The sequence below is a fragment of the Oxalobacteraceae sp. CFBP 8761 genome (assembly GCA_014841595.1).
Classification (GTDB): domain Bacteria; phylum Pseudomonadota; class Gammaproteobacteria; order Burkholderiales; family Burkholderiaceae_D; genus Telluria.
This window is the reverse complement of sequence record JACYUE010000001.1, coordinates 1,841,886-1,865,506: the sequence shown is the minus strand read 5'-3', so window position 1 is coordinate 1,865,506 and position 23,621 is coordinate 1,841,886. Positions and strand designations below refer to the sequence as shown.

Annotated in this window: 20 protein-coding genes; 1 reads left to right on the top strand and 19 read right to left on the bottom strand. The window is 62.6% G+C overall.

Features of this window, described 5'->3' with window-relative positions; translation table 11 throughout:
* Nucleotides 1-19: 19 nt before the first annotated feature.
* The 9 genes from IFU00_08260 to IFU00_08220 form a co-directional block, all read right to left on the bottom strand.
* Nucleotides 20-1,705 carry a peptide chain release factor 3 gene (locus tag IFU00_08260; GenBank protein MBD8542270.1) on the bottom strand — a complete coding sequence of 562 codons (1,686 nt, stop codon included), beginning with the start codon at nucleotides 1,703-1,705 and terminating at the stop codon, nucleotides 20-22.
* Nucleotides 1,706-1,799: 94 nt separating this feature from the next.
* Nucleotides 1,800-6,452: a PQQ-binding-like beta-propeller repeat protein gene (locus tag IFU00_08255; GenBank protein ID MBD8542269.1), complete on the bottom strand. Its 4,653-nt coding sequence runs from the start codon at nucleotides 6,450-6,452 to the stop codon at nucleotides 1,800-1,802.
* Between the two features lie 28 nt (nucleotides 6,453-6,480).
* Nucleotides 6,481-7,080 (bottom strand): hypothetical protein, encoded by a 600-nt coding sequence (locus tag IFU00_08250; GenBank protein MBD8542268.1) that lies wholly within the window; start codon nucleotides 7,078-7,080, stop codon nucleotides 6,481-6,483.
* Nucleotides 7,080-8,249 carry a PilW family protein gene (locus IFU00_08245; GenBank protein ID MBD8542267.1) on the bottom strand — a complete coding sequence of 390 codons (1,170 nt, stop codon included), beginning with the start codon at nucleotides 8,247-8,249 and terminating at the stop codon, nucleotides 7,080-7,082. Before IFU00_08245 ends, IFU00_08250 begins: the two co-directional genes overlap by 1 nt.
* The gene (locus IFU00_08240) at nucleotides 8,246-8,698 is read right to left on the bottom strand and encodes a hypothetical protein (protein MBD8542266.1); all 453 of its coding nucleotides are present in this window, start codon (nucleotides 8,696-8,698) and stop codon (nucleotides 8,246-8,248) included. The genes IFU00_08245 and IFU00_08240 overlap by 4 nt, the downstream gene beginning before the upstream one ends.
* On the bottom strand, nucleotides 8,695-9,330 hold the full coding sequence (locus IFU00_08235) for a prepilin-type N-terminal cleavage/methylation domain-containing protein (GenBank protein ID MBD8542265.1): 636 nt from the start codon (nucleotides 9,328-9,330) through the stop codon (nucleotides 8,695-8,697). Before IFU00_08235 ends, IFU00_08240 begins: the two co-directional genes overlap by 4 nt.
* Nucleotides 9,318-9,734: a prepilin-type N-terminal cleavage/methylation domain-containing protein gene (locus tag IFU00_08230; GenBank protein ID MBD8542264.1), complete on the bottom strand. Its 417-nt coding sequence runs from the start codon at nucleotides 9,732-9,734 to the stop codon at nucleotides 9,318-9,320. The genes IFU00_08235 and IFU00_08230 overlap by 13 nt, the downstream gene beginning before the upstream one ends.
* A 206-nt stretch (nucleotides 9,735-9,940) precedes the next feature.
* Nucleotides 9,941-11,257 carry a sensor histidine kinase gene (locus tag IFU00_08225; GenBank protein MBD8542263.1) on the bottom strand — a complete coding sequence of 439 codons (1,317 nt, stop codon included), beginning with the start codon at nucleotides 11,255-11,257 and terminating at the stop codon, nucleotides 9,941-9,943.
* A 13-nt stretch (nucleotides 11,258-11,270) separates the two neighbouring features.
* Nucleotides 11,271-11,966 carry a response regulator transcription factor gene (locus IFU00_08220; protein MBD8542262.1) on the bottom strand — a complete coding sequence of 232 codons (696 nt, stop codon included), beginning with the start codon at nucleotides 11,964-11,966 and terminating at the stop codon, nucleotides 11,271-11,273.
* 289 nt (nucleotides 11,967-12,255) lie between these two features.
* On the opposite strand from IFU00_08220, the gene IFU00_08215 reads away from it, so the two are divergent.
* The gene (locus IFU00_08215) at nucleotides 12,256-13,059 is read left to right on the top strand and encodes a Crp/Fnr family transcriptional regulator (protein MBD8542261.1); all 804 of its coding nucleotides are present in this window, start codon (nucleotides 12,256-12,258) and stop codon (nucleotides 13,057-13,059) included.
* A gap of 4 nt (nucleotides 13,060-13,063) precedes the next feature.
* Here the strand turns inward: IFU00_08215 and IFU00_08210 are convergent, their stop codons facing one another.
* The 10 genes from IFU00_08210 to thrS all read right to left on the bottom strand — a co-directional run bounded on the left by IFU00_08210 (nucleotide 13,064) and on the right by thrS (nucleotide 23,507).
* Nucleotides 13,064-14,554: a CHASE3 domain-containing protein gene (locus tag IFU00_08210; protein ID MBD8542260.1), complete on the bottom strand. Its 1,491-nt coding sequence runs from the start codon at nucleotides 14,552-14,554 to the stop codon at nucleotides 13,064-13,066.
* A gap of 201 nt (nucleotides 14,555-14,755) precedes the next feature.
* Nucleotides 14,756-15,388: a response regulator transcription factor gene (locus IFU00_08205; protein ID MBD8542259.1), complete on the bottom strand. Its 633-nt coding sequence runs from the start codon at nucleotides 15,386-15,388 to the stop codon at nucleotides 14,756-14,758.
* Between the two features lie 246 nt (nucleotides 15,389-15,634).
* The gene (locus IFU00_08200; GenBank protein MBD8542258.1) at nucleotides 15,635-16,042 is read right to left on the bottom strand and encodes a MerR family transcriptional regulator; all 408 of its coding nucleotides are present in this window, start codon (nucleotides 16,040-16,042) and stop codon (nucleotides 15,635-15,637) included.
* A 7-nt stretch (nucleotides 16,043-16,049) separates the two neighbouring features.
* Nucleotides 16,050-16,418, bottom strand: a complete 369-nt coding sequence (locus tag IFU00_08195) for an integration host factor subunit alpha (protein ID MBD8542257.1) — start codon at nucleotides 16,416-16,418, stop codon at nucleotides 16,050-16,052.
* Between the two features lie 152 nt (nucleotides 16,419-16,570).
* Entirely contained in the window at nucleotides 16,571-18,997 is a 2,427-nt protein-coding gene (locus IFU00_08190; GenBank protein MBD8542256.1) for a phenylalanine--tRNA ligase subunit beta, read from the bottom strand.
* A 23-nt stretch (nucleotides 18,998-19,020) separates the two neighbouring features.
* The gene (pheS, locus tag IFU00_08185) at nucleotides 19,021-20,034 is read right to left on the bottom strand and encodes a phenylalanine--tRNA ligase subunit alpha (GenBank protein ID MBD8542255.1); all 1,014 of its coding nucleotides are present in this window, start codon (nucleotides 20,032-20,034) and stop codon (nucleotides 19,021-19,023) included.
* A gap of 137 nt (nucleotides 20,035-20,171) precedes the next feature.
* Nucleotides 20,172-20,531 carry a 50S ribosomal protein L20 gene (gene rplT / locus IFU00_08180; protein MBD8542254.1) on the bottom strand — a complete coding sequence of 120 codons (360 nt, stop codon included), beginning with the start codon at nucleotides 20,529-20,531 and terminating at the stop codon, nucleotides 20,172-20,174.
* 20 nt (nucleotides 20,532-20,551) lie between these two features.
* On the bottom strand, nucleotides 20,552-20,749 hold the full coding sequence (gene rpmI, locus IFU00_08175; GenBank protein MBD8542253.1) for a 50S ribosomal protein L35: 198 nt from the start codon (nucleotides 20,747-20,749) through the stop codon (nucleotides 20,552-20,554).
* Between the two features lie 289 nt (nucleotides 20,750-21,038).
* Nucleotides 21,039-21,560 (bottom strand): translation initiation factor IF-3, encoded by a 522-nt coding sequence (infC, locus tag IFU00_08170; protein MBD8542252.1) that lies wholly within the window; start codon nucleotides 21,558-21,560, stop codon nucleotides 21,039-21,041.
* 36 nt (nucleotides 21,561-21,596) lie between these two features.
* Nucleotides 21,597-23,507 carry a threonine--tRNA ligase gene (thrS, locus tag IFU00_08165; GenBank protein ID MBD8542251.1) on the bottom strand — a complete coding sequence of 637 codons (1,911 nt, stop codon included), beginning with the start codon at nucleotides 23,505-23,507 and terminating at the stop codon, nucleotides 21,597-21,599.
* Nucleotides 23,508-23,621: the final 114 nt, after the last annotated feature.

The window sequence follows — 23,621 nt, the reverse complement described above, 5'->3', positions numbered from 1 at the left end:
CGCGGGCTCAGGCCTTGAATCAGGCCAGCTTGACCGCGTGCTCGCGGGTTGCGTGGAACGTCAGCTTGGGCCAGCGTTCCTGCGTCAGGCGCAGGTTGACGCCCGAGGTGGCCAGATACGCCATATTGCCGGCCGCATCGTAGGCCACATTGTGACCGAGCGAGTTTTCGAAGTCGGCCAGTGCCTTCTTGTCGTCGCTCGAGACCCAGCGGGCGCTGCTGATGCTGGCGCTTTCGAATACGGCGTCGACGCCGTACTCGTTGAGCAGGCGGCTGGCAACCACCTCGAACTGCAGCACGCCGACGGCGCCCAGGATCAGCTCACTGCCCAGCACCGGCTTGAAGACCTGCACCGCACCTTCTTCGCCCAGCTGCTGCAGGCCCTTGTGCAACTGCTTCATCTTGAGCGGATTACGGATGCGCACCGAGCGGAACAGCTCTGGCGCAAAGTAAGGAATGCCGGTGAAGCTGAGCATTTCGCCTTCGGTGAAGCTGTCGCCGATCTGCATATTGCCGTGGTTCGGCAAGCCGATGATGTCGCCGGCGAAGGCTTCTTCGACCTGCTCGCGGCTCGACGCCATGAACGTCACGACTGACGACAGCTTGACGTCGCGGCCCAGGCGCAGGTGCTTGACCTTCATGCCTTTTTCAAAGCGGCCCGAGCACACGCGCAGGAACGCGATGCGGTCGCGGTGCGCCGGGTCCATATTGGCCTGGATCTTGAAGACGAAACCGGAGAACGGCACTTCGCTTGGCAGGACCGAGCGCACCGTGGCGTCGCGCTCGCGCGGCGCCGGCGCCCAGTCGACCAGCGCCGACAGGATTTCGCGCACGCCGAAGTTGTTGATCGCCGAGCCGAAGAACACCGGGGTCTGCACGCCGGACAGGAAGCGCTCGAGATCGAACACGTGCGAGGCGCCGTGCACCAGCTCGACTTCCATCTTGAGCTGCTCGATCTCGAGCGGGAACATCTCGGCCAGGCGCGGATTGTCGATGCCCTTGACGATCTCGAAGGCGCCATCGGCTTTTTCTTCACCGGCCTTGAACAGCATGATCTCGTCCTTCAGCAGGTGATACACACCGCGGAAGTTCTTGCCCATGCCGATCGGCCAGGTCACCGGCGCGCACTCGATCTTGAGCACCGATTCGACTTCGTCGAGCAGTTCGAGCGGATCGCGTGTTTCGCGGTCCATCTTGTTCATGAACGTGACGATCGGCGTGGCGCGCATGCGGCACACCTCGAGCAGCTTGATCGTCTGCGCTTCGACGCCCTTGGCCGCATCGATCACCATCAGCGCCGAGTCGACCGCCGTCAGCACGCGGTAGGTGTCTTCGGAGAAGTCCTGGTGGCCGGGGGTGTCGAGCAGGTTGATGACGTGGTCGCGGAAATCGAACTGCATCACCGACGAGGCAACCGAAATGCCGCGCTGCTTTTCGATGTCCATCCAGTCGGACGTCGCATGGCGCCCGCTCTTGCGGCCCTTGACGGTACCGGCCAGCTGGATGGCGCCCGAGAACAGCAGCAGCTTTTCGGTCAGCGTGGTTTTACCGGCATCCGGGTGGGAAATGATGCCGAAGGTGCGGCGGCGCCCCACTTCGCGCGCGATCACGCCGGCCGGTGCGGCCGAGTTGGTGGTAGTGGTGGTGCTGTCATCGCGCGCGTCAGGCATGTCCTGCGCGGCGGAGGTGTCGGTATCGTTGGCCATAGTCGAGCCCTTCAAACGGCCCTTGTCGAAAACCCTCGATTTTACCGTTTTCGCAAGGCGCCGTGTGAACTCTCTTCGCTCCCGATGCCATCCCTCAGTCGCGCACCCGGCGCCAGCCGGCGCGGTGTGCCTCGATCGTTTCCGACGGCGGGAATTTGCCGGTCACCATGGTGCCGTCGGCGGTGGTGGTGATCGTCTTGAGTGCGCCCGACGGCAGGCGGATCACGATGAAGCCCACCGCGGCCGAACTGGCCAGCGGATACCCGGCCAGCCCGTCCGGCGAGGCCGCGCGACCGGTGCAGACATTGAGCTGGTAGATATTGCTGGTGCCGCCGACCTTGCAGTCGGTCGACGAGCTTGGCAAGTTGGTGACCACGTTGATGGTGCCGGCCACCACCTGCGGGTCGAGGTTGACGCGCTCGCCGGTATTGAGGTTGAAGTCGGTGAACCAGCCCTTCTTGCTGGCCAGGTTCACGTCGCCGCCATCGATCGTATAGGGCGCATTGCCCGTGTCGTCGCCGGCCACGCGCGCCAGCGTGCGCTTGACCATGGCCGAAGACTGGCGCCATGCGGCCGTGCTGATGCCCTCGCCGTCATCCTTGAGCAGATAGGCGCTCTGCACCTCGGTGCTGGTCACGTCGACCAGGTCGAGCAGGCGGCCCGTCCCGAACAGCACCACGCGCTGCGCCGACGCGACAGTCTTGTTGTCGACGGTGGTGTCGACCCGGCACAGGGTGACTTCAGGGCGGGTGGTGACCGGCTGGTTTACGCCGGCGTCGCCCATCAGCACGCGCGCCGGTGTGCCGGCGCCGGTGAAGTCGAAGCGCCACATCTTGCCGGTATTGTCGCCGCCGTACACATACGTGACCCGCGGATCGTTGTTCGGGTCATTCGTGATCGCCGAGATCTTGGCCAGGCCCGACGGCGTGGCGACGCTGCCCACGCCGGTCGTCGCCGAGCGCGATTCGATCACCTTGCCGGTGGCAACGTCGACCACCAGCAGATAGCCCTTGCCGTCGCCCCCATCGACGCCGTCGACACCCGGAATATTGTTGTAGCCCGAGGTCAGGAACACGACCCATTTCTCCACGCCGGCGCTGTCGACGATGGTGCCGAACTGCGGGTTGCCGAACGTGAGGCCCAGGCGCGTGTCGACGTTGCCGGCACAGGCGCTGGCGTCGGCGCACAGTTCCCACAGCGCTTTCGGTGCGGCCGGGTCGGTGACATCGAGCGCGTAGTAACCGCGCCCACCCGCGTTCAGCCCCGCCACCAGTACCGACTTCCATTCGGTGCCGATCTGGACGTCCGCAATCTCGGGCGAGCCGTCGACCGAGAAGATATGGTTGGTGCCGTAGGTGGTGCTGGCCAGCTGGTGCAGTTTCTTCATCGTGATGCGCGGGACGTACGCCCACAATTCTTCGCCCGAGTTCGCGTCGAACGCGTGCAGCATGCCGTCATTGGCGGCGGCGAACACGGTTGCCTTTCGGCTTGCATGGGTGGTCTTGAAGGCGCCGTAGCCGGGCCGGTCGAAATTGCGGCGCGGTTCGCGCAGGTACGCCGGCTTGGACGAGGCGATATCGCCCAGCACGATCGGGATCGTCGTCTTGTCGGTGCCCACTTCCTGGCGCGAGAAGGCGCGCAGGACGTTGTCGTTGGCGTACTGCTGGCGACCGCGCAGCCAGTTGACGATGTTGCGGCCATCGTTGACCAGCGCGCGGTTGGCCACCGACATATTGGCGCACTGCGTCAGTGCATTGCACTTGTTGTCGAACCAGGCGCGCGTGCCCGTGTCCATCGTGTCGTAGCTGAACGTGGCCAGCGCGCCATCCTTGAGCATGTAGATCGAGCGGCCGTCCAGGCCATCGTCACCCACCTCGACCTGCCTGCCGAGCAGGCTCGATGTATTCCAGTCCTCGGTTGCTGCCACGTCGCCGGTGATGGTATTGACCTTGCGCTTGGACAGGCGCCCGTACCAGTGCACGGTGGTGAACGTCGCCGAGAAGATGTCATTGTCGCTTTGCGAGATGTTCGGGGTCGAGGTGGCCGCCGCCGCTGCTGCGCCGGTCTTGACTTCGATGTTCGACAGGGCCGTACGCAGCCCTTCCACCACCTGCATCGGATCGGACGCCGAGAAGTACTTGCCATGGCCATTGATCGCGGCATGCCACAGATCGTCCACGCGCGATTGCAGGGCAGCCGAGCCGCTGTCTTCGTCGACGTCCGGATCGGGCCAGACGTAGCGCCCCTGATTGTTCCAGGGGCAGTTGAGCGCTCCGCTGACCAGCTTGTAGAAGTCGCCGTTCGGATCCGGGTCAGTGTCGTATTTCGCCTCGTAGTTCATGATGCCGTCCACGCCCAGGCCGAGGGCATAGGTGCGCATGTGCAGGCGGTTGTTCTCGCCGGTGCCAGCCGGCACCGCGCCGGGTTTGGTGTAGTCCTCGAGCGTCGGGCGCAGTGACACGGTCTTGTCGGCCGAGCCGCCGTTGTACCAGTACAGCGCGATGTCAGCCAGCGATGGCTTGCCCTGGCCGCGCGGATCCACGCAGCCCTTCGATTGCAGGCAGAAGCGCGCCGGATTGTTGACTTCGTCGTTGCTGGCCACCCCGAGCGGCGCCTTGCCATTCCAGTAGCCGTCGGTGGTGATGAACGTGAAGTTCTGCTGGCACGGGAACTTCACGACTTCCTCGCCGGCCGCGTAGTTGTACGGACTCTGGTTGGCGTACATCTTGCCGATCGCGTGCAGGGCCTGGCGGACCGGGGTTGAACCCTCCGTATCCATCGCGTACAGCGCGTCATACCAGCTGTTGCGGTCAGCGCCGGCAAACGGCCTGGGCTTGTTCATGGCGCCTTCGACCGCGGCAACCGACAACGCGACCAGCCCGACGTTGTACTTGTCGGTGACGGGCGAGAACGCCTGGCCAACGGCCGTCTTCATCATCTGGTTGCGGGTGCGGTAGTAGCCATACCAGTTGGCGAAGTTGGTCATCTCCTGCGCATACGAGCAGGAGCCGCTGGTGCAGTCGGTGCGGCCAATGGCGCGTGGGTAGATGGTGCGGCCGGGAACGATGTCGGTGCGCACGAACACCGAGCCACCCAGGCCGGTAGCCGACGTCGGCACGATGTCCGAGATCGCGTTGACAGCGCTCATCGTCAGCCAGGTGCGGTTGCTGTAGGTGTTATTGCTGGGAATGGTGTAGTCGATGCCCAACCCTTCGGCCTGGCCGGAGCTTTCCACCAGGCACAGCGTCGTGTTGGGCTCGTTCGCACAGACCGGCGACGAATTCGGGGTGCCGCCAACATAGGCGGTCACATTGCCCCGGGTGCCGATCCGGGCTTGCAGTGCAGCCACGACCGCGCTCGCGCCCGTGCTGCGGTTGAACGTGATGTCGCCGCCCAGCATGCCGCTGCCGGCAAAGTTCAGGCGGCTCATTACTTGCCTGTCGCGGTTGTTGTTGCTGTTGTTGGTGGTGCCGCTCACGCGCAACAAGGCGGTCGCGCCGGTGCCGTCCGCGACCATCAGGCCGGTGCCGGCGCGGCTGTTGTCGGACACCAGGCTGCACACGCTGAGCGACTTGGTGGTCGAATTCGCAGGGCACGAAACCGGCACGACGCCCACCACATTGTCGGCGCCGAGCGCCACGCCCAGGCTGCTGCAGCTGGGCACCGCGCCGTTTCTCGGGGAGCGCACGCAGGCGAAGTAACTGTCGGCGTCGCCGACCTTGTTATTGATCGACACAGCCAGCGCCTGGGCCAGGGCAGCCTGCTTGTCGGCCGTGTTGGTGCCGGCTGCCGCAGTCACGGCGCTGTTGGTGATCACCTGCGTGCCCAGCGGACCGACGGCGGTTACCTCGGGGATCGAGCGCGTGCTGGCGGTATTGGAAGCCCCGATGGTGATCGTGCCGTACCACGGCGCCACCACGTTCTCGGCGCCGAAACGCGGATACTTGTAGTTGCCGACGAACTTGGCCTGGCATTTGGTCAATGCTCTCGAGTCGCACCAGCGCACGCGCGCCGCGACGGTGTAGCCTGATGCCGGCGACGTGCCGTTGGCGGTCGCGGCGCGGCAATCGGTCAGGTTGGTATTGGTGCAGTATTCGGCGACGTTGTTCGTGTAGTAGTACGGGGTGCTGTAGACATAGCGTGAACGGTAGCGGGCGTTGGTCGGGTAGGCATAGCCACCCGTATTGCGCACGCAGTTGTTCATGTTACCGTCGCACCATTCGATATCGTAGAAGCCATCCACCAGATTGCTGGTGTCCGTCCTGGTGCCCAGAAAGTCCGCTTTGTTGACGCCATACACGTCAGTCGGCACGCGCTTCCAGTCGCCCGTGCGCCCGGCGTCGAGATCGGGATACGACGTGCCGTCGGCCTTGACCGGCGGGACATACCGCACCGCCGGGTCGTAGTACTGGCGGTTGAAGCCGGCACTGGCAAATGGCGGATCGCCAATCTTGCAGGCACGCGTGCCGGCCGACATCGTGGTACCGGCGCGGCAGGTATCGGTGACGTTGATGTAATCGGGCGTGTAATTGAAATTCATCGACCCCGAGTTATCGTACAGCAGCATCAGGTTCGGCTTGACGGTGCCGCTGCCGCTGATATTGAGCAGCGGCAATTGGGCGATGGCGGTGGGTTCTGCCTGCGCCAGTGGCGCGCCCAGGAGCAGCGCCAGCAATGCCAGCGGTACCAACTGTGCCAGCCGGCCAATGCGGCCGGCGGCACGCGTGGGGGTCGTCAAGAAGTTCATGGGCAATCCGTTCGTTTGTACGGCGCCATCAGACGCCGATCAGTACTACCATCTGGTTCACCACGGTGCCGCCGCGCGCACCGTGGATGCGGGCGGTGATCACATAGTGCAGTTGCGGGCTGGCGGCGTACACGACGCCATCGGTGCGGATGCTCTCGCCGATGGCGGTCGCGTTGCCCAGGCCGGCCGTGTTGGCAGCGGTCTGCACGCAGGCGTTCTTGTCGTCGAACGTGCCGGTGCTCTTGCACAGGCGGTGGATCACGTATTCCACCTCGGTGCCGCCCGAATCCGTGACCTTCTTGCTGTCGCTCCAGAACTCTTCTTCACGGGTGGACAGACCGGGCGCCATGGTGGCGCGGTAACCCTCCGCCGGCTGGTGCGCCGTCAGCGCGCCCTTGTCGGTCTTGGCTTTCTGGTCGATCCACTCGAAGCCCTTGTGCAGCCCGAAATCGGCAGCGCGGCTGAGCGTGGCGTCGTAGGCGAGGCTCGATGCGCTCAGCGTCGTGCTGTTGCTCGACTTGAGCAGATAGATGCTCGTCACGAGCATCACGAGCATCATGATCAGCATGACCGGCAGCGCAATGCCGCGCTGGGCTGCCCGGAACAACGGTTGCGGACGATGCGCCATCATGGCCTCCATCCCGCATTGCGCAGCGGGACAATGGTGTCGAATACGCGGTAGCGATAGCACGTCCAGTCGACTGGATCGTTCTCCACCGCCAGGTCGATCTCCACTTCTTCCGCCGTGGCCTCGCTCGGCTGCGCGCGCGCGAACAGCGTCGGCGCGGTGGTCGTGGCAGTGCACGTGCCGTCAGCGGCAGGCCGCTCGGGGTTTTTCCCGCGCGCCACCACGGCGATGCGCAGCGCCACGATGCGGCCATAGTCGCCGGGACTGCCGGTCACGCCATCGCCGTCGGCATCGATCATCGTGGACGACCAGGCACTGATGGCGGTGCCCTTCTCCAGTGCAAAGGCGGCGCCAAGACGCCGGTCGAAACCGTACTGCGCCTTGAGCGAGACGATGTCGCCGGTCACCGCCTGCGCAGTTGTGGCAGCATTGGCCATGTCGGTGGCGCGCAGACGGAGGTAGCCACCCTCGACCGACCAGGTATGAAACGCCAGGCGCGCGCCCGGTCCGAGATTGAACAGGCGGGTCGTATTGCCCGTGTAATTCGCGCCCAGCGCGCCGCGGTTGAAGCGCTGGCTGGTCGCGCCGAAGGCCAGTTCAGGCTTGTCGGGAACGCTCGATATCTGCGCCAGCGCGCAATCGGCCCCGATGTTTTCGGGCGCGACGACGATCACGTCACCGAGCGTGAAGTAACCCCATGGATCGCGATCGACCTCGACGCTGGTGCCGCCCATGTAATTCTTGATCACGCGCATCGTCGACGTGCCGCCAGGAGCGCCGCCTGCGTACAGCGTCAGGCGGTCCGGGCCCGTGCCGCCCGGCTCGATCACGGCAGCGGCCAGCGGCCGGATCGTGGCCGCGCCGCGCTTGGCCGGCGCCAGCTCGTAGCCCTGGCTGTCGGCAAACATGGTGTTGCAGCCGGTGATCAACGGATCGTTCAGTCCAAAGCCGGCCTGCTCAGCGTCGCTGCTGATCTGGAACATGGCCAGCATGCCGTTCTGCATCGAGTTGGAGCCGCCCAGTGCGGCGTCCTTGTTGCGCTCGCTGTCGGTCATGATCCTCGTCGCAAACAGCACTGCCAGCAGACCGATGACGACGCTGACCATCAGTTCGACCAGCGAAAAGCCACCGGCGCGAAGAATAGATGGGGACGGGGACGGGGCGCTCATGGTTTCGATGCCGTCAGGTAGGATTTGATCCGATGGGTATTGCGCTGGCTGTCGCTGGTGCGCTGCCAGCCGATCGCGATATTCACTTCGGTGCGGCCGACAGCCGCATTGGTGGCCACGCCCACCACGACGCCGGCGCCCGGAATCCGCTCCTGCACGGCCGCATGCCAGGCGGCCAGGCGCGCACCCGGGGTGCCGCCGGCAGCCAGCGCATAGTCGGCGGCGTGCGGCATGTCGCTGTACATGATGCCCAGCAGTTCGTTGGCAGCGACGGTCGCCTCGGCCCGCATTCCGGCATCCGACAGCGCCGCGATCGAACGCGCCTGCAGACCCAGCGTGCCGACCAGGGCGATACCCAGGATCATCACGGCAAGCAGCGACTCGAGCAGCGCGACACCGTGTTCGGCACGGCGAATCACTGAGGTGCGAATCGTTGAAGTGCGGATCATTGCGGGCACCTGCGTGAATCGCCGGGGGCGGCGCCCGGCACACAGGTCACCGCCATGCCGCCCAGGGTCAGCACGACGGCTGACGCCTTGAATTCACCCACGAGCGTGCCGGCTGGCGCGAGGTCGACACGGCGCACCTGATTCTGCTGGCCGGCATCGATCCAGCCCAGCGGCGTGAAATACACGGCGTCATCGTCGGCCGGATCCAATGTGATGGTCAGCATGGTGGTCGGGGGCAGCGTGTCGGCGCTGCGTACTAGCGAGCGGTAGTCTGCCGTCGGGCCGGTTGCCCCCTTGGCCACCGTGGTGGCGGTCGACCAGTCGTTGCTGCCATCGGTACAGGGGTTGTCGCTGTTACGCAGGCACACATCGATCTGCCAGCCTGGCTGGCCATTGGCGCCGGGAGCAAACACCAGCCGGCTCTGGCTGTTGTGCGTCATGGCCAGGTTGCGCGCCTGCGCGAAGCCGTCGGCGTAGAACTGCGCCGCGCCGGTGGCGCGCGTACTGGCCAGCCAGCCCGTCATCTGCGGCACGCCCACGGCCAGCAGAATGCCCAGCACGACCAGGCCGACCATCGACTCGATCAGCGTGAAGCCGCCTGCAAGGCGCCGGGGTGGGCTTATTGGGTACATGCGCCATCCTTGCGGTCGACCCAGCAAGTGTCTTTCTTGGTCCAGCCGGCCGGTGCGCCGGTGGTGGCGCGAGTACCGGCCTGGTCGATGGTATAAACGAACTCGGCAGCGCCCGCGCGGCCGGTTGCGGTCAGCACATAAGCGCTGGCGCTGGCGCTCGTCAGCGCGTAGGTAAAGTTCTTGGTGTCGGCGGGCTTGCCGGCAAAGCCCTCGTACGTGCGTTCGTTGGACCAGTACTGCTCAAGACGCGGCTGGGTCGACGCCAGGTCGCCATGGGCTTCAGCCAGGCGCGCGCGCAGGATGTAGCTATTGTAAGAAGGTAAGGCAATGGCGCTCAGGATGCCGATGACGGCCACGACGACCATGAGCTCGACGAGCGTAAAACCGGATTGACGTTGCTGCATGAAATTCTCCTGGGCGCCGGGCGCTGATGGCCGGGCTACATTTGTTGCTCAGCATGTTTCCAGGTGGAATCATAAATCATGTAGCTGTCATTTCCCTGAGGGAATGCTGACAAATCCCTGACAACTGCGCAAAAATGCGCTGCTTGCTTGACGCAACAACATTGTTTCGGAGATTGCCGCGTTTGCCGCAGCCACCGGACAGGTTGTCAGCCCGATGTGCCAAAACGCACAACGACGTGCGTGCCACCGCCCGCTGCCCCGCCAATCGCCACGTCCGCGCGGTGAGCACGTGCGATGTCGCGCACGATCGCCAGCCCCAGGCCGCTGCCAGTGGACTTGTCATCGAGCCGCACGAAGCGCTCGAACACGGCGGCGCGCCGGGCGACGGGGATGCCGGGACCGGAATCGACGACAGAAAACTGCGTCGCCCCGCCATCTACTCCGCAACCGACCGTCACCTGTCCGCCCTCCGGCGTATAGCGCAGTGCATTGTCAACCAGGTTGTCGATCAGATCGCGCAATTGAAAGGCGTCGCCCGTGACTGGCGCCGGTGCCAGCTCGAAGCCCAGATCGATCTCCTTGCGCGCCGCCTTGTCAACGAAAAACTGGATCGATTCCTGCACCAGCAGCGCCAGGTCGAGCGGGCCGACATGGTCACCTGGCCGCCCTTCCCTCGCCCGCGCCAGCGCCAGCAACTGATTTACCTGGCGGATCATGCGCTCGTTGGCCAGGCCCATCATGGCGAGCGACGCCACGGTGTCGGCGTCCTGCGCGTGACGGGCATGCAGCCATTCGAGCTGTAATTGCACGCCGGCCAGCGGCGTGCGGAGCTGGTGCGCCATGTCGGCCAGAAAGTCGCGCTGGGCCCGCGCGCCGGCCTCGACTTTGTCCAGCAGGTCGTTGAAGCCACTGACCACGGGCGCGATTTCATAGGGCACCCCGTCGGCGGGAATGGGGGCGAGGTCGCCCGGTCCACGCCTGGCCAGCTCGGCGCGGATGCGTGCCAGCGGCCGCAAGCCATTGCCAACAGAAAGCCAGACGACGCCAACCAGCGTCAGCGTGCCGAGCGAGACCAGCACGACGAGAGAGCGCACGATGGCGGCGCGCACCTCGAGGCGCTGGCGCAATGTGTGGGCGACGCCGACGTGACGTACGCCGGTCGGCGTGGCCACGGCCAGCGCGACGACGCGCACCGGCTCGCCGTCAACCTCGGCGTCATATGCCGGCGCGCCGGGGCGCAATGGCGGAAAAGTCCTGCTTCCTTCGAGATGCCGGCCTCCCACGTCGCGCACGACGAACCAGGCGCGCTCACCCGTCGCAGCAGGGGTCACAGGCGGCAGGCTGGCAGCACTGCCAGCGGCCACGCGGCCCGCCAACGCGGTGGCCGTGTCCATGAGGCCGGCGTCGAACGCCACCTGGGCGGGTGTCCAGGCCAGGCCCGCGACGAGCGCGGCGAGCACGAGATTGACAAGCAGAATCGGCCCGAGCAGCCATTTCAGCAGGCGCAGGCGAATGCTGTTCATCGGGAGGACTCGATCATGCAACCGCTTCGAGCAGGTAGCCGAAGCCGCGGATGGTGCGGATCGCCACGTCGGCGCCATCGAGCTTCAGGCGCAGGCGTGAGACATAGACTTCCACGGCATTGAGCGTGACATCGTCGCCCCACGGCAGGATGGCGTCGAGAATCTGCTGCTTGGAGACGACGCGGCCTGCCTGCTGCAGCAGGTATTCGAGCACGCCCCACTCGCGCACGGACAATTCGATAGCGCCTTCGCCGATGCGTGCGCGGCGGGTAGCACTGTCGAGGCTCAGGCGGCCCAGGGTCAGAACAGACGACGGCGGCGCATGACGGCGGGCCAGCGCGCGGATGCGGGCGACCAGTTCGGCAGTAGCAAAGGGTTTGACCAGATAGTCGTCGGCGCCGGTTTCCAGGCCGCGGACGCGGTCTTCGACGGCGTCGCGGGCGGTCAGCAGAAGGACGGGGATTGCGCCACCGCGCGCGCGCAGGCGGCGTACCACCTCGAAACCATCGATCCCGGGCAGGCCGATATCCAGCACAGCAACGTCGAATGTGGGGGTGGACTCGGCACGTTGCAAGGCGGTGTCAGCGGCGAGGCCGTCGCGCACCAGGTGAACGGTCATGTCCTGCGCATCGAGTGCGCGCAGCAAACCGTCGGCGAGCACGGTATCGTCTTCGACCAGCAATATATGCAGCCCGATTTGCAGCCCCATTTGTAGGAATATCCTGTTTTGTGGACGATGAACATCACCGCCGGCACCCCGAATTATGCGTTATTTTTTGTTTCCATAACAAAATACAACGCCATTCCGGGGCAAAACAGGCATTTCTCCCAGTAGGACTGGGCTGACACGTGATGATGCTTGCAACCTACACCGGGGCGACTACATGTCTTATGTGCGGCAACAGACGGTAGACGTAAAGTACACACATCGCAACGAGGCAAGCACCATACGCCTTCTGACTTGCACCCGACGCACGATAGACCTAAGAGGACATAAAATGAACAACACTCAACTTGCTGGTATCACACAAAAAGCAAAAAGCCAGACCCCTGCCACGAGTGAGGCAATGAAGTCCCAGTCTAAACCGATCGTCAGCTACAGCGGCACCCAACAAAATGAATTGCTGGCAGCACTGCCACGCATGGATCTCGAAGAAATGTTCGACCACCTCGAACTGGTGGCGATGCCATTCGGTAAAGAACTGTTCGAGTATGGCAGCAAACTGGAATACGTGTATTTCCCGACAACGGCAATCGTGTCGCTGCTGTACGTGATGGAAGATGGCGCCACGACCGAAATCGCTGTCGTCGGCCACGAAGGTGCAGTCGGTGTGTCGCTGTTCATGGGTGAGCGCGCTACCTGCTCGGCTGTCGTACAAAGCGCTGGCTACGGTTATCGCCTGCGCACCCAGTACCTGCGTGACGCCTTCAACCGCGGCGGCGCCCTGCCACAACTGCTGATGCGCTACACCAATGCCCTGTTCGCCCAGATGGCACAGAACGCAGTCGGCGGCCGTCACAGCTCGATCGAACAGAAGCTGTGCCGCTGGTTGCTCGATCGTCTGGATCGTTCAGCAAGCAACGAGCTGAAAGTGACCCAGGAACTGATCTCGATCATGCTGGGTGTGCGCCGCGAGAGCATCACTGCCGCCGCAGGCAAGCTGCAAGACGAAGGCCTGATCCAGTACCGTCGCGGCAACATCACCGTACTCGACCGTGCTGGCCTGGAAGACTACGCTGGCGAATGCTACAAGGTTGCCAAGTCGGAATACGACCGCCTGCTGTCGGACGTCGCACGCTAAGTCATCAACCCGGGTTCGCTGCCCCGTGCGGTAACGAATCCTGATATTCCGGCCCTGCACTCTGCGTCAGGGCCGGCGGTGTGTAAACGGTGCCTGCCACCTCATTGCCGCCCGGCGCCAATGCCGGAATCAGCGCGCGAACACACGTTCCAACGTCATTCACTCCCCGCTCCACCACTAACGTACCGCCCAATAGCAAGGCGCGTTCACGCATGCCAAGCAAGCCATGGGATTTGGTTCCGGTCAGCATGCCATCAGGGATGCCGATCCCATCGTCGGTAATTTCCAGACCCCATCCAGTCGGCTCGCGCGTCAGATTCACGATGACATTGCGCGCCTTCGCATACTTGGCGATGTTGTTGAGCGCCTCCTGCGTGATGCGGAACAGGGCGATGGCCTGCGTCGGACCAGCTTCATCGACATCGGCATCGATCAGCGCATCACAATCGAGCGACGTCACGTGCGCATAATCGGCGCAATAACTTTGCAGCGCCGCCGACAAGCCCATATTGTCGAGCAGGCTCGGTCGCAGGTTTTCGATGATGCGGCGCTTGAGCTGCACGGTGTCGACCAGCGTGCGGCGCGCACGGCCCAGCTTATCCGCCAGATCCGGTTCATTCGCCCGCAAGCGATCAATGACGGTGGCCAGGTCAATGCCGATTGCCGTCAGGTTGGCGCCCATTTCGTCGTGCAGTTCGCGTGCAAGCCGTGATTTTTCTTCTTCCGACACGCGAATCAGGTGGCGCGACAGGACCGACAATTGCGCCGTACGTTCCGCAACAATGTGCTCGAGACCGTCGTTCGTCTGCTGCAACGCATGCTCGGCATCCAGGCGCGCCCCGAAGGCACGCTGCACCAGCTTGTAAAAGAGCAGCAGGATAATGATGGCCGCGACATTGATGCTGACACCGAACAGGGCGGCATGCCGATACTGCTGATAAAAACCGGCGGTGCGCGACTTGAGTAACTCATTCTGTTCACGCGCCATGATCACCACTTGCAGGCGGATTTCATCCATTTCCGCGCGCTCGTCCGGTGACGCAGCATTCGCAACGATGTCATCCAGGCCACCGTGGCGGAATACGTCGAGCGACTGATTCAGCAAGGCGAGCTTGCGCTGGACCAGCGCGCGCAATTGCGCCAGATTGCGGGTTTGAGAAGGATTATCGGCAAGCAGCACGCCAAGTGCGCGCAACTGGGCATCGATCTGCTGTGGCGCGCCGCGCAGCGGGCTCAGATACACCGGATCGTTTGAAAGGAAATAGCCACGCAGACTGGATTCGGCATCCGTAACGAGGAGATTCAGGTATTGCAGCTCGTCGGAGACCTGGGCAGTCTGCGCCTGGAGCAGATTGGCGTCGCGCAAATCATCGAGATTGCGCAGCAAGAATACGCCATTGACCACAAGCAGCACCACGCAGACGAGGCACAGCACCGACTTGTGAAGAGGAAGACGACGGGCCGGGCGGTCCGCCCAGGTGGTAGAAAAATACATCCAGACATCCTTTCACGCTGACAACGCGGCCTCGCATTCTACCTGTAAGGACGTATTGTTGCGCCGCAAAATGGCCTGACGTAACTATTTGTTGCAGTTGATGCTGTTGAATAGTGCTGACTTCGTATTACCGCCGCCCCAATGACAAAACGCGCCGAAGCGCGTTGTGGGACCAATCCGATACGAAACATCAGCGCGCGCTTAGTCGAGCAGATTGTTCTTCATAGCGTAGTAGGTCAAGTCTGAGTTGGACTGCAGGCCCATTTTTTCCATGATCCGGGTGCGGTAGGTCGACACGGTCTTGATCGACAGCGACAGCGCATTGCCGATATCGGACACGGTGGCGCCCTTCGCCAGACGCAGGAACACCTGGAACTCGCGATCGGAGAGCTCGGTGTGCAGCGCCGTGTTCGGATCGCGGTCAAAACTCTGGGCCAGCAATTCACCGACGGTGGACGACACGTAACGCCGGCCCTGGAATACGGTGCGCACGGCCGTCTTGAGCTCGTCCGCTTCGCATTCCTTGTTCAGGTAACCGTTCGCACCCATCTTGAACAGGTTCAGCGCGTATTGCTGCGCCGGATAACCCGACAGAATCAACACCGGCAGGTTGGGCTGGCCCTGACGAATCGTGCGCAGGATGTCGATGCCGCTTTGGTCTGGCATGGCGATGTCGAGCAGCAGCACGTCGCAAATCTCGCGGCGCGCGATATCCAGTGCCTCACGGCCCGTAGCGCCTTCGGCCACGACTTCGAAGTCGCCCGACGACGAAAAAATCTGCTTGAAACCTGCTCGTACTATCTGGTGATCGTCACAAATGGCAACGCGTATCATTGTCTTCCCTTAAATTTTCCTTGCGCAGGAAAGTGCCGGATCTGCTCCGCCCGGTTGATGCGTGTCATTCAGCATCGCGCGAGTGACATTTTAACACTCCGCGGCCTGCCTTCAACAGCGTACGAATGCATGAGTGATTCAAACGTGGTGCTTGACCCGGCGACGACCCGCTGCCTGCGGGGTCCCGAGCGAACCGGCGCAATCTGGTGCGGCAATCTGGTCGATGGCGTGAGGTGCTGGACTGCACTATGGCGCTGGCTGCGATCCGTGTTTCAGCAGATCGAGAATATCCAGCAAGCCGGCGCGCAGTTTGTCGCCATCGATGGCTGGTGGGGCGTCGCGCAGGCGCTCTTCGTCGAGCTCAGCCACTACGGTGGCGCGGTGGTCGAGCCGGTTGCGGGCGCCGCTGATGGTGAAGCCCTGCTCGTACAGCAATTCGCGGATGCGCCGGATCAACAGCACTTCGTGGTGCTGGTAATAGCGGCGGTTGCCACGACGTTTGACAGGCTTGAGCTGGGTGAATTCTTGCTCCCAGTAGCGCAACACATGGGGTTTGACACCGCACAGCTCACTGACTTCCCCAATCGTGAAATAACGTTTGGCCGGAATAGGTGGCAGCACGGTCAGTTCGGTCTTGTTTGGTCGGTCGTTCATCGTTTAATCAGGCTGCGCGCGCCATCGAACCCGAGCCCGAATTGCCCGGCCCGGCTTCTTCGACCATGGCCTTGAGCTTCTGGCTGGCGTGGAACGTCACGACGCGGCGTGCCGTAATGGGAATTTCTTCCCCGGTTTTCGGATTGCGGCCAGGCCGCTGCGGCTTGTCGCGCAGCTGGAAATTGCCAAAGCCCGACAGCTTGACGGCTTCGCCGCGCTCGAGTGCATTGCGGATCTCGTCGAAGAAGGTCTCGACCATGTCCTTGGCTTCGCGCTTGTTCAGCCCGACCTGTTCGAACAGCAGTTCGGCCAACTCGGCTTTGGTCAGCGTGGGCAATGACTGCTCTGCCTCTTTACGCACGCGCGCCACCAGCATTGCACGATCCAGGTCGGCCACGAGGGCTTCCTGGAACACGGTCGAATCAACGTCGTTATTGTTAATTTTGAGGCCCTGCCCGTAAGTCAAACGATGCCGCGGCGACAGCAACACGGCTTGGGACCCGTGTGCTGTCAGCCTGGAGATGCATATTATGCACGCAGCTTCGCGTTCAGTTTGGTTGAAGCAGTGGCGAGCACCGCCGCCATGATGGCGTCGACCGCATCGTCCTGCAGTGTCGATTGAGTATCTTGCAAGCTAAAGCGGAAAGCAAGGCTTTTTTCATCCGCTTCGAGACCCTTGCCGCGATATTCATCAAACAAAACAACGGCTTGCACGATCTTTCCCATAGGATTTACTGCGATTTCAGCAGTAAAAGCATCCATTACGGACTGGGCCGGCACGTCCTGTTTTACGACCAGCGCGAGGTCGCGCGTGGCGCCCGGGAACTTGGAAATCTCGGCATAGACCGGCACGACGCGACCGCGCAATGCTTCAGCATCGACCTCGAACACGACCGGTGCTTGCGGCAGATCATACTTTTGCAGCCAGCGCGGGTGCAGCTCGCCGATCACGCCGATCTGCTGGTCGTCGAGCATGACGTTGGCCGAGCGGCCCGGGTGCAGCGCTGGATGTTCGGCAGTGGAGAAACGCAGCTGGCGCGGCGCGAACAGTGCTTCGAGATCGGCCTTCAGATCGAAGAAGTCGACGGCGCGCGTGGCGACGTCCCACTGCTCGTCGAGCGCAGGGCCGTAGGCAATCGCGGCGACGCGCTTTGGCTGGTCGTAACCGGCCACCGTCAGCGGACCATCCATGACCGACGCGTTGCGCTTGAACACGCCGCCGACTTCGAACGCGCGCACGCGGCCAGCCTTGCGGTTGATGTTGTAGCGCACGTTGGCGACCAGGCTGCCGATCAGCGACGAACGCATCACGCTGAGCTGGCTGGCAATCGGGTTCTGCAGGCGGATCGGCTCGAGGTTGCCGGCGAAATCCTGTTCCCACGTGCTTTCGACAAAGCTCATGTTGACCACTTCCTGGAAGCCCAGGTCGGCCAGCTGGTGGCGGATCGCGAACAGCGAGCGGGTGTTTTCCGGCTCGATCAGCATCGCGCTCGGCGCGGTGGGCGGCCGGGTAGGAATGTTCTCGAAGCCATAGACGCGCGCGACTTCCTCGATCAGGTCTTCCTCGATCTCGATGTCGAAGCGGTAGGTCGGCGCCGTCACGTGGAACACGCCCTCTTCTTGCACGAAGCCCAAATGCAGGCGCGTGAAGATGTCGGCGATCACGGCATCGGTCAGCGGCACGCCGATCACTTGAGCGGCGCGCGCCGTGCGCAGCACGACCGGCGCACGCACCGGCAGGTTGACGATCTGGTCGTCGATCGGGCCAACCTTGCTGTCCGGCGTGCCGCAGATGTCGATCAGGAGCGCCGTGATGCGCTCGAGGTGCTCGGGCACGGTCGCGTAGTCGACGCCACGCTCGAAGCGGTGCGCGGCATCGGTCGAGAAATTGAAGCGGCGGGCACGGCCCTGGATGGCGCTCGGCCACCAGAATGCTGCTTCCAGATAGATATCGGTGGTGTCGAGGGACACGGCGGTCGAATCGCCGCCCATGATGCCGGCCAGCGATTCGATCTGTGCTTCATCGGCGATCACGCCGACCCACTCGTCGACGGCAACGGTGTTGCCATTGAGAAGCTTGAGGGACTCACCGGCCTTGCCCCAGCGTACGTCGAGGCTGCCGTGGATCTTGGCCAGGTCGAACACATGCGACGGACGGCCGACTTCGAGCATCACGTAATTGGAGATGTCGACCAGGGCCGATACCGAGCGCTGGCCGCTGCGTTCCAGGCGACGCTTCATCCAGTCAGGTGTGGCCGCGCGCGCATTCAGGCCGCGGATCACGCGGCCGGCGAAACGGCCGCACAGGTCCGGCGCCGACACCTTGACAGGCAGGATCTCATCGCTGTTGACGGCCACCGTGCGGGTCGGCTCGAGCATCAAAGGTGCGCCGGTCAGGGCTGCCACTTCGCGTGCCACGCCCAGCACGGACAGGCAGTCGGCCTTGTTCGGCGTGAGCTTGATCGTGAACTTCAGGTCATCCAGGCCCAGGTAGTCGCGGATGCTCTGGCCCACCGGCGCGTCGGCCGGCAGTTCCATCAAGCCATTGCTTTCTTCGGAGATGCCGAGCTCTTTGCTCGAGCACATCATGCCCTGCGACTCGACGCCGCGCAGCTGGCCAACCTTGATTTCAAACGGCTTGCCATCGGCGCCTGGCGGCAGCACGGCGCCGGCTTTCGCGCAGATCGCTTTCATGCCGGCACGCACGTTCGGCGCGCCGCACACGATATTGAGCAAGGTGCCGGTGCCGACATCGACCTGGCACACGTTCAGGCGGTCGGCGTTCGGGTGCTTGACCACTTCCTTGACCTCGGCCACGACGACGTTCGAGAACGGTGGTGCGACCGCTTCGACCTCTTCGACTTCGAGGCCCGACATGGTGAGCAGGTGCGACAGCGCGCCGGAGTCGATCTGCGGATTGACGATCGAGCGGAGCCAGTTTTCGGAGAATTGCATAATCTTTGTGCCTCAGCGTCGAATTAATTGAACTGCTTCAGGAAACGCAGGTCGCCTTCGTAGAACAGGCGCAAATCGCTGATTCCATAACGCAGCATCGTCAGGCGCTCGAGGCCGGAGCCGAACGCGAAGCCGATGAATTTTTCCGGGTCGAGCCCGAAGTTGCGCACCACCGTCGGGTGCACCTGACCGGCGCCCGACACCTCGAGCCAGCGGCCCTTGAGCGGCCCGGAGCCGAACGCGATGTCGATCTCGGCCGACGGTTCGGTAAACGGGAAATACGACGGGCGGAAGCGCACTTGCAGGTCGTCGGTCTCGAAGAAGGCCTGGACGAAGTTCAGGTACACGCCCTTGAGGTCGGCGAAGCTGATGTTTTCGCCAATCCACAGGCCTTCGACCTGGTGGAACATCGGCGAGTGGGTGGCGTCGCTGTCGACACGGTAGGTGCGACCGGGCGCGATGACCTTGATCGGCGGCGTGTGGGTGCGGGCGTAGCGCACCTGCATCGGGCTCGTGTGCGTGCGCAGCAGCAGCGGCTTGCCGGTGCTGTCGTTGCCGTCGATGTAGAAGGTGTCCTGCATCGAACGCGCCGGGTGATTCTCGGGGCTGTTCAGTGCCGTGAAATTGGTCCAGTCGTTTTCGATCTCGGGGCCGTCGGCCACGTCGAAACCGATTGAGCGGAAGATCTGCTCGACGCGTTCCCAGGTGCGCATCACCGGGTGGATGCCACCCTTCGAGCGGCCACGGCCGGGCAGCGTCACGTCAATGGCTTCCATGGACAGGCGCGCCTGCAGCTGCGCCTCGGCGAGCGCATCGCGGCGCGCGGTCAATGCCTGTTCGATTTGTTCTTTGGCGGCATTGATCAGGGCGCCCTGCGCCTTGCGCGCATCGGGGTCGAGCTTGCCCAGACCCTTCATCAGGTCGGTCACCTGGCCGGTCTTGCCCAGGTATTTGGCTTTCGCATTTTCAAGCGCGGCAGCGTCTGGTGCCTCCGCGAAATCGGCACAGGCCGCGACGACGAGTTCTTCCAGGTTCATGCTTGTTCTTTTCCTGTTTTTCGTTGGCGGGAGACGCCAGAATCAAAAACGGGGCACAGGTGTGAACCTTGCCCCGCTTCTTTGTGCGCCACGCCCGATAAAGGGCGCGGCACCAACTTGCTTAGCAGCTTAACGAATCAAGCAGCCAGCTTGGCCTTGACGGCGCTGACAATCGCGGCGAATGCCGGCTTGTCATGCACAGCCATGTCGGCCAGGACTTTACGGTCCAGTTCAATCGCGGACTTCTTCAGGCCGTTCATGAACACGCTGTAGGTCATGCCGTGCGAACGCGATGCCGCGTTGATACGGGTGATCCACAGTGCGCGGAAGACGCGCTTCTTGTTGCGACGGTCACGGTACGCGTATTGGCCAGCGCGCATGACTGCTTGCTTGGCAACACGATATACCTTGCTGCGACGACCGCGGTAACCTTTGGCAAGGTCAAGAACCTTCTTATGACGGGCACGTGCTGTAACCCCACGTTTAACTCTAGGCATAGTAGCTCCTTAGTGTGAGATTAAGCAGATGGCATCATGCGGTAGACGGACGTGACGTCTGCTGCATTGATGTTGCGGGTGCCGCGCAGTTGGCGCTTGTTCTTGGTGGTCTTCTTGGTCAGGATGTGACGCTTGAACGCCATACCCGATTTCACAGTACCACCTGGACGCACGCGAAAACGTTTCTTCGCGCTGCTTTTGGTTTTCATTTTTGGCATAGTCATCTGCCCTCGCGGACAGTCTCATATGTAACAGGATTGCAGGTGGCAGCGACGCTGCTCTTAGATGCCTACTTTCACTTGTTTTGCAGCAGACGCAGAGCCTGCTACAACCTGCTTGTCGCAAACAGGAATCGAAGATTGTAGCACAGCTTCTACACGCTGCGATAGCCGACAGAAAGAAACACTGCTAGCAGGCGACACCGGGCGTACAGACGCAATAAAGCCGGGCCGGGCTGCAGACACTGCCTGCAACGCGGACCCGGCTCTGGATGCTCCCGGCGAAGAATTACTTCTTCTTCCTCGGCGCGACCACCATGATCATCTGGCGACCTTCGAGTTTCGGGAACTGCTCCACCTGACCGACTGCATCGAGATCCGTGCGCAGACGCTCGAGCACACGCATACCGATATCCTGGTGGGCCATTTCACGACCGCGGAAGCGCAGCGTGATCTTGGCTTTGTCGCCTTCTTCCAGGAACTTGATGAGGTTACGCAACTTGATGTTGTAGTCGCCATCATCGGTACCCGGACGGAATTTGACTTCCTTGACCTGGATGATCTTCTGCTTGAGCTTCGCCTCATGCGCCTTTTTTTGCTCCGAATACTTGAACTTGCCGTAGTCCATCAGGCGGCAGACCGGCGGGACCGCGTTTGGCGCGATCTCGACCAGGTCGACGTTCAGTTCTTCGGCCATGCGAAACGCGTCGGCCAGACTAACGATGCCCAATGGCTCGTTCTCTACACCGTTCAAACGCATTTCGGGATGGGTGATCTCGCCATTGATGCGATTATTCTTGTCAGTAGCTATGTTGTTTCCTTTGAACGTATTGAAATTTGGCCGGGATTACTTGGTCTTGGCGGCGACTTCGCCCACCAGACGTTCCACGAGTGCATCGACGGACATCACGCCCAGATCGACATTGCCTCGGGCTCGCACAGCCACGGTATTCGCGTCTTTTTCTTTATCCCCAACAACGAGGATGTACGGCAGTTTTTGGACGGAATGTTCACGTATTTTATAGGTGATCTTCTCATTGCGCAAATCAGCGTGAACGCGCAGGCCTGCCGCACGCAGCTTGGCCTCGACTTCTTTCACGTAATCGCCTTGCGCATCCGAGATGTTGAGCACCGCCACCTGCACCGGCGCCAGCCAGAGCGGCAGCGCACCGGCGTAGTTTTCGATCAGGATGCCGATGAAACGCTCCATCGAACCGACGATCGCACGGTGCAGCATCACCGGCACGCGACGGGTGTTGTCTTCTGCGACATACTCGGAACCGAGGCGGCCCGGCATCGAGAAGTCGACCTGCACGGTGCCGACCTGCCATGGACGGCCGAGGCTATCCTTCAGGTGGTATTCGATCTTCGGACCATAGAACGCGCCCTCGCCCGGCAATTCGGTCCAGGTCACGCCGCAGGCACGCAGCGCCGAGCGCAGCGATTCTTCGGCCTGGTCCCAGACCTCGTCCGAACCGATGCGACTGTCGGGACGCAGCGCCAGCTTGACGTCAATGTTGGCAAAGCCGAAGTCGTCATACACGGCCATCGCCTGGGCATGGAACGACGTGACTTCGCGCTCGACCTGCTCTTCGGTACAGAAGATGTGGCCGTCATCCTGGGTAAAGCCGCGCACGCGCATCAGTCCGTGCAGCGCGCCGGACGGCTCGTTGCGGTGGCACTGGCCGAATTCGCCGAAGCGCAGCGGCAGGTCGCGGTACGAGCGCATGCCCGAATTGTAGATCTGCACGTGGCCCGGGCAATTCATTGGCTTCAATGCGTACGAACGGTTCTCCGACTCGGTCGTAAACATATTGTCGCGGTAGTTTTCCCAGTGACCGGTCTTTTCCCACAGCGTGCGGTCGAGAATCTGCGGCGCCTTCACTTCGCTGTAGCCGGCGACCTGGTACTTGTGGCGCATGTACTGCTCCACCTGCTGCCAGATGGTCCAGCCTTTCGGATGCCAGAACACGAGGCCTGGGGCTTCTTCCTGGAAGTGGAACAGATCGAGCGACTTGCCGAGTTTGCGGTGATCCCGCTTTTCGGCTTCTTCGAGCATGTGCAGGTACTGCTCCTGGTCTTCCTTCTTGGTCCAGGCGGTGCCGTACACGCGCTGCAGCATCTCGTTCTTCGAGTCGCCGCGCCAGTAGGCGCCCGCCAGCTTCATCAGCTTGAAGACTTTGAGCTTGCCGGACGATGGCACGTGCGGGCCGCGGCACAGATCGGTGAAGCTGCCTTCGGTGTACAGCGAGACATCCTCGTTCGCCGGGATCGAGGCAATGATTTCCGCCTTGTAGTGCTCGCCGATCGATTTGAAGTAATCGACGGCCTCGTCACGCGGCAGCACCTTGCGGGTGACCGGCTCGTCCTTCTTGGCCAGCTCGGTCATCTTCTTTTCGATGGCGGTCAGGTCGTCCGGGGTGAACGGGCGCTTGTACGAGAAATCGTAGTAGAAGCCGTTTTCGATGACCGGGCCGATCGTCACCTGCGCCTCAGGGAACAGCTCCTTGACCGCGTGCGCGAGCAGGTGGGCGGTCGAGTGACGGATCACGTCCAGGCCTTCCGGATCGCGGTCGGTGACGATCGCGAGATCGGCATCGGCATCAATCAGAAACGACGTGTCGACCACTTTGCCGTTGACCTTGCCGGCCAGCGCGGACTTGCCCAGGCTCGGGGCAATGCTCTGCGCTACCTGCGCCACCGTCACGGGACCGTCAAACTGGCGGCTGGAACCATCGGGAAGTCGGACGTTCAACATGCTGTACTCCAATCGTGGCGCCGCGCGCCGTTAAATAACAAGAATCAAGGATAGTAAAATCTGGACGAAAAAAAACGCGGGCTAGCCGCGTTGATTCGTTGTGTTAAGCAAAAG

What these genes read in the sequence shown, in the direction of transcription:
- IFU00_08260 (MBD8542270.1), bottom strand. Translation starts at nt 1,705, where the DNA reads ATGGCCAACGATACCGACACCTCCGCCGCGCAGGACATGCCTGACGCG.
- IFU00_08255 (MBD8542269.1), bottom strand. Translation starts at nt 6,452, where the DNA reads ATGAACTTCTTGACGACCCCCACGCGTGCCGCCGGCCGCATTGGCCGG.
- IFU00_08250 (MBD8542268.1), bottom strand. Translation starts at nt 7,080, where the DNA reads ATGGCGCATCGTCCGCAACCGTTGTTCCGGGCAGCCCAGCGCGGCATT.
- IFU00_08245 (MBD8542267.1), bottom strand. Translation starts at nt 8,249, where the DNA reads ATGAGCGCCCCGTCCCCGTCCCCATCTATTCTTCGCGCCGGTGGCTTT.
- IFU00_08240 (MBD8542266.1), bottom strand. Translation starts at nt 8,698, where the DNA reads ATGATCCGCACTTCAACGATTCGCACCTCAGTGATTCGCCGTGCCGAA.
- IFU00_08235 (MBD8542265.1), bottom strand. Translation starts at nt 9,330, where the DNA reads ATGTACCCAATAAGCCCACCCCGGCGCCTTGCAGGCGGCTTCACGCTG.
- IFU00_08230 (MBD8542264.1), bottom strand. Translation starts at nt 9,734, where the DNA reads ATGCAGCAACGTCAATCCGGTTTTACGCTCGTCGAGCTCATGGTCGTC.
- IFU00_08225 (MBD8542263.1), bottom strand. Translation starts at nt 11,257, where the DNA reads ATGAACAGCATTCGCCTGCGCCTGCTGAAATGGCTGCTCGGGCCGATT.
- IFU00_08220 (MBD8542262.1), bottom strand. Translation starts at nt 11,966, where the DNA reads ATGGGGCTGCAAATCGGGCTGCATATATTGCTGGTCGAAGACGATACC.
- IFU00_08215 (MBD8542261.1), top strand. Translation starts at nt 12,256, where the DNA reads ATGAACAACACTCAACTTGCTGGTATCACACAAAAAGCAAAAAGCCAG.
- IFU00_08210 (MBD8542260.1), bottom strand. Translation starts at nt 14,554, where the DNA reads ATGTATTTTTCTACCACCTGGGCGGACCGCCCGGCCCGTCGTCTTCCT.
- IFU00_08205 (MBD8542259.1), bottom strand. Translation starts at nt 15,388, where the DNA reads ATGATACGCGTTGCCATTTGTGACGATCACCAGATAGTACGAGCAGGT.
- IFU00_08200 (MBD8542258.1), bottom strand. Translation starts at nt 16,042, where the DNA reads ATGAACGACCGACCAAACAAGACCGAACTGACCGTGCTGCCACCTATT.
- IFU00_08195 (MBD8542257.1), bottom strand. Translation starts at nt 16,418, where the DNA reads ATGCTGGTGGCGCGCGTGCGTAAAGAGGCAGAGCAGTCATTGCCCACG.
- IFU00_08190 (MBD8542256.1), bottom strand. Translation starts at nt 18,997, where the DNA reads ATGCAATTCTCCGAAAACTGGCTCCGCTCGATCGTCAATCCGCAGATC.
- pheS (MBD8542255.1), bottom strand. Translation starts at nt 20,034, where the DNA reads ATGAACCTGGAAGAACTCGTCGTCGCGGCCTGTGCCGATTTCGCGGAG.
- rplT (MBD8542254.1), bottom strand. Translation starts at nt 20,531, where the DNA reads ATGCCTAGAGTTAAACGTGGGGTTACAGCACGTGCCCGTCATAAGAAG.
- rpmI (MBD8542253.1), bottom strand. Translation starts at nt 20,749, where the DNA reads ATGCCAAAAATGAAAACCAAAAGCAGCGCGAAGAAACGTTTTCGCGTG.
- thrS (MBD8542251.1), bottom strand. Translation starts at nt 23,507, where the DNA reads ATGTTGAACGTCCGACTTCCCGATGGTTCCAGCCGCCAGTTTGACGGT.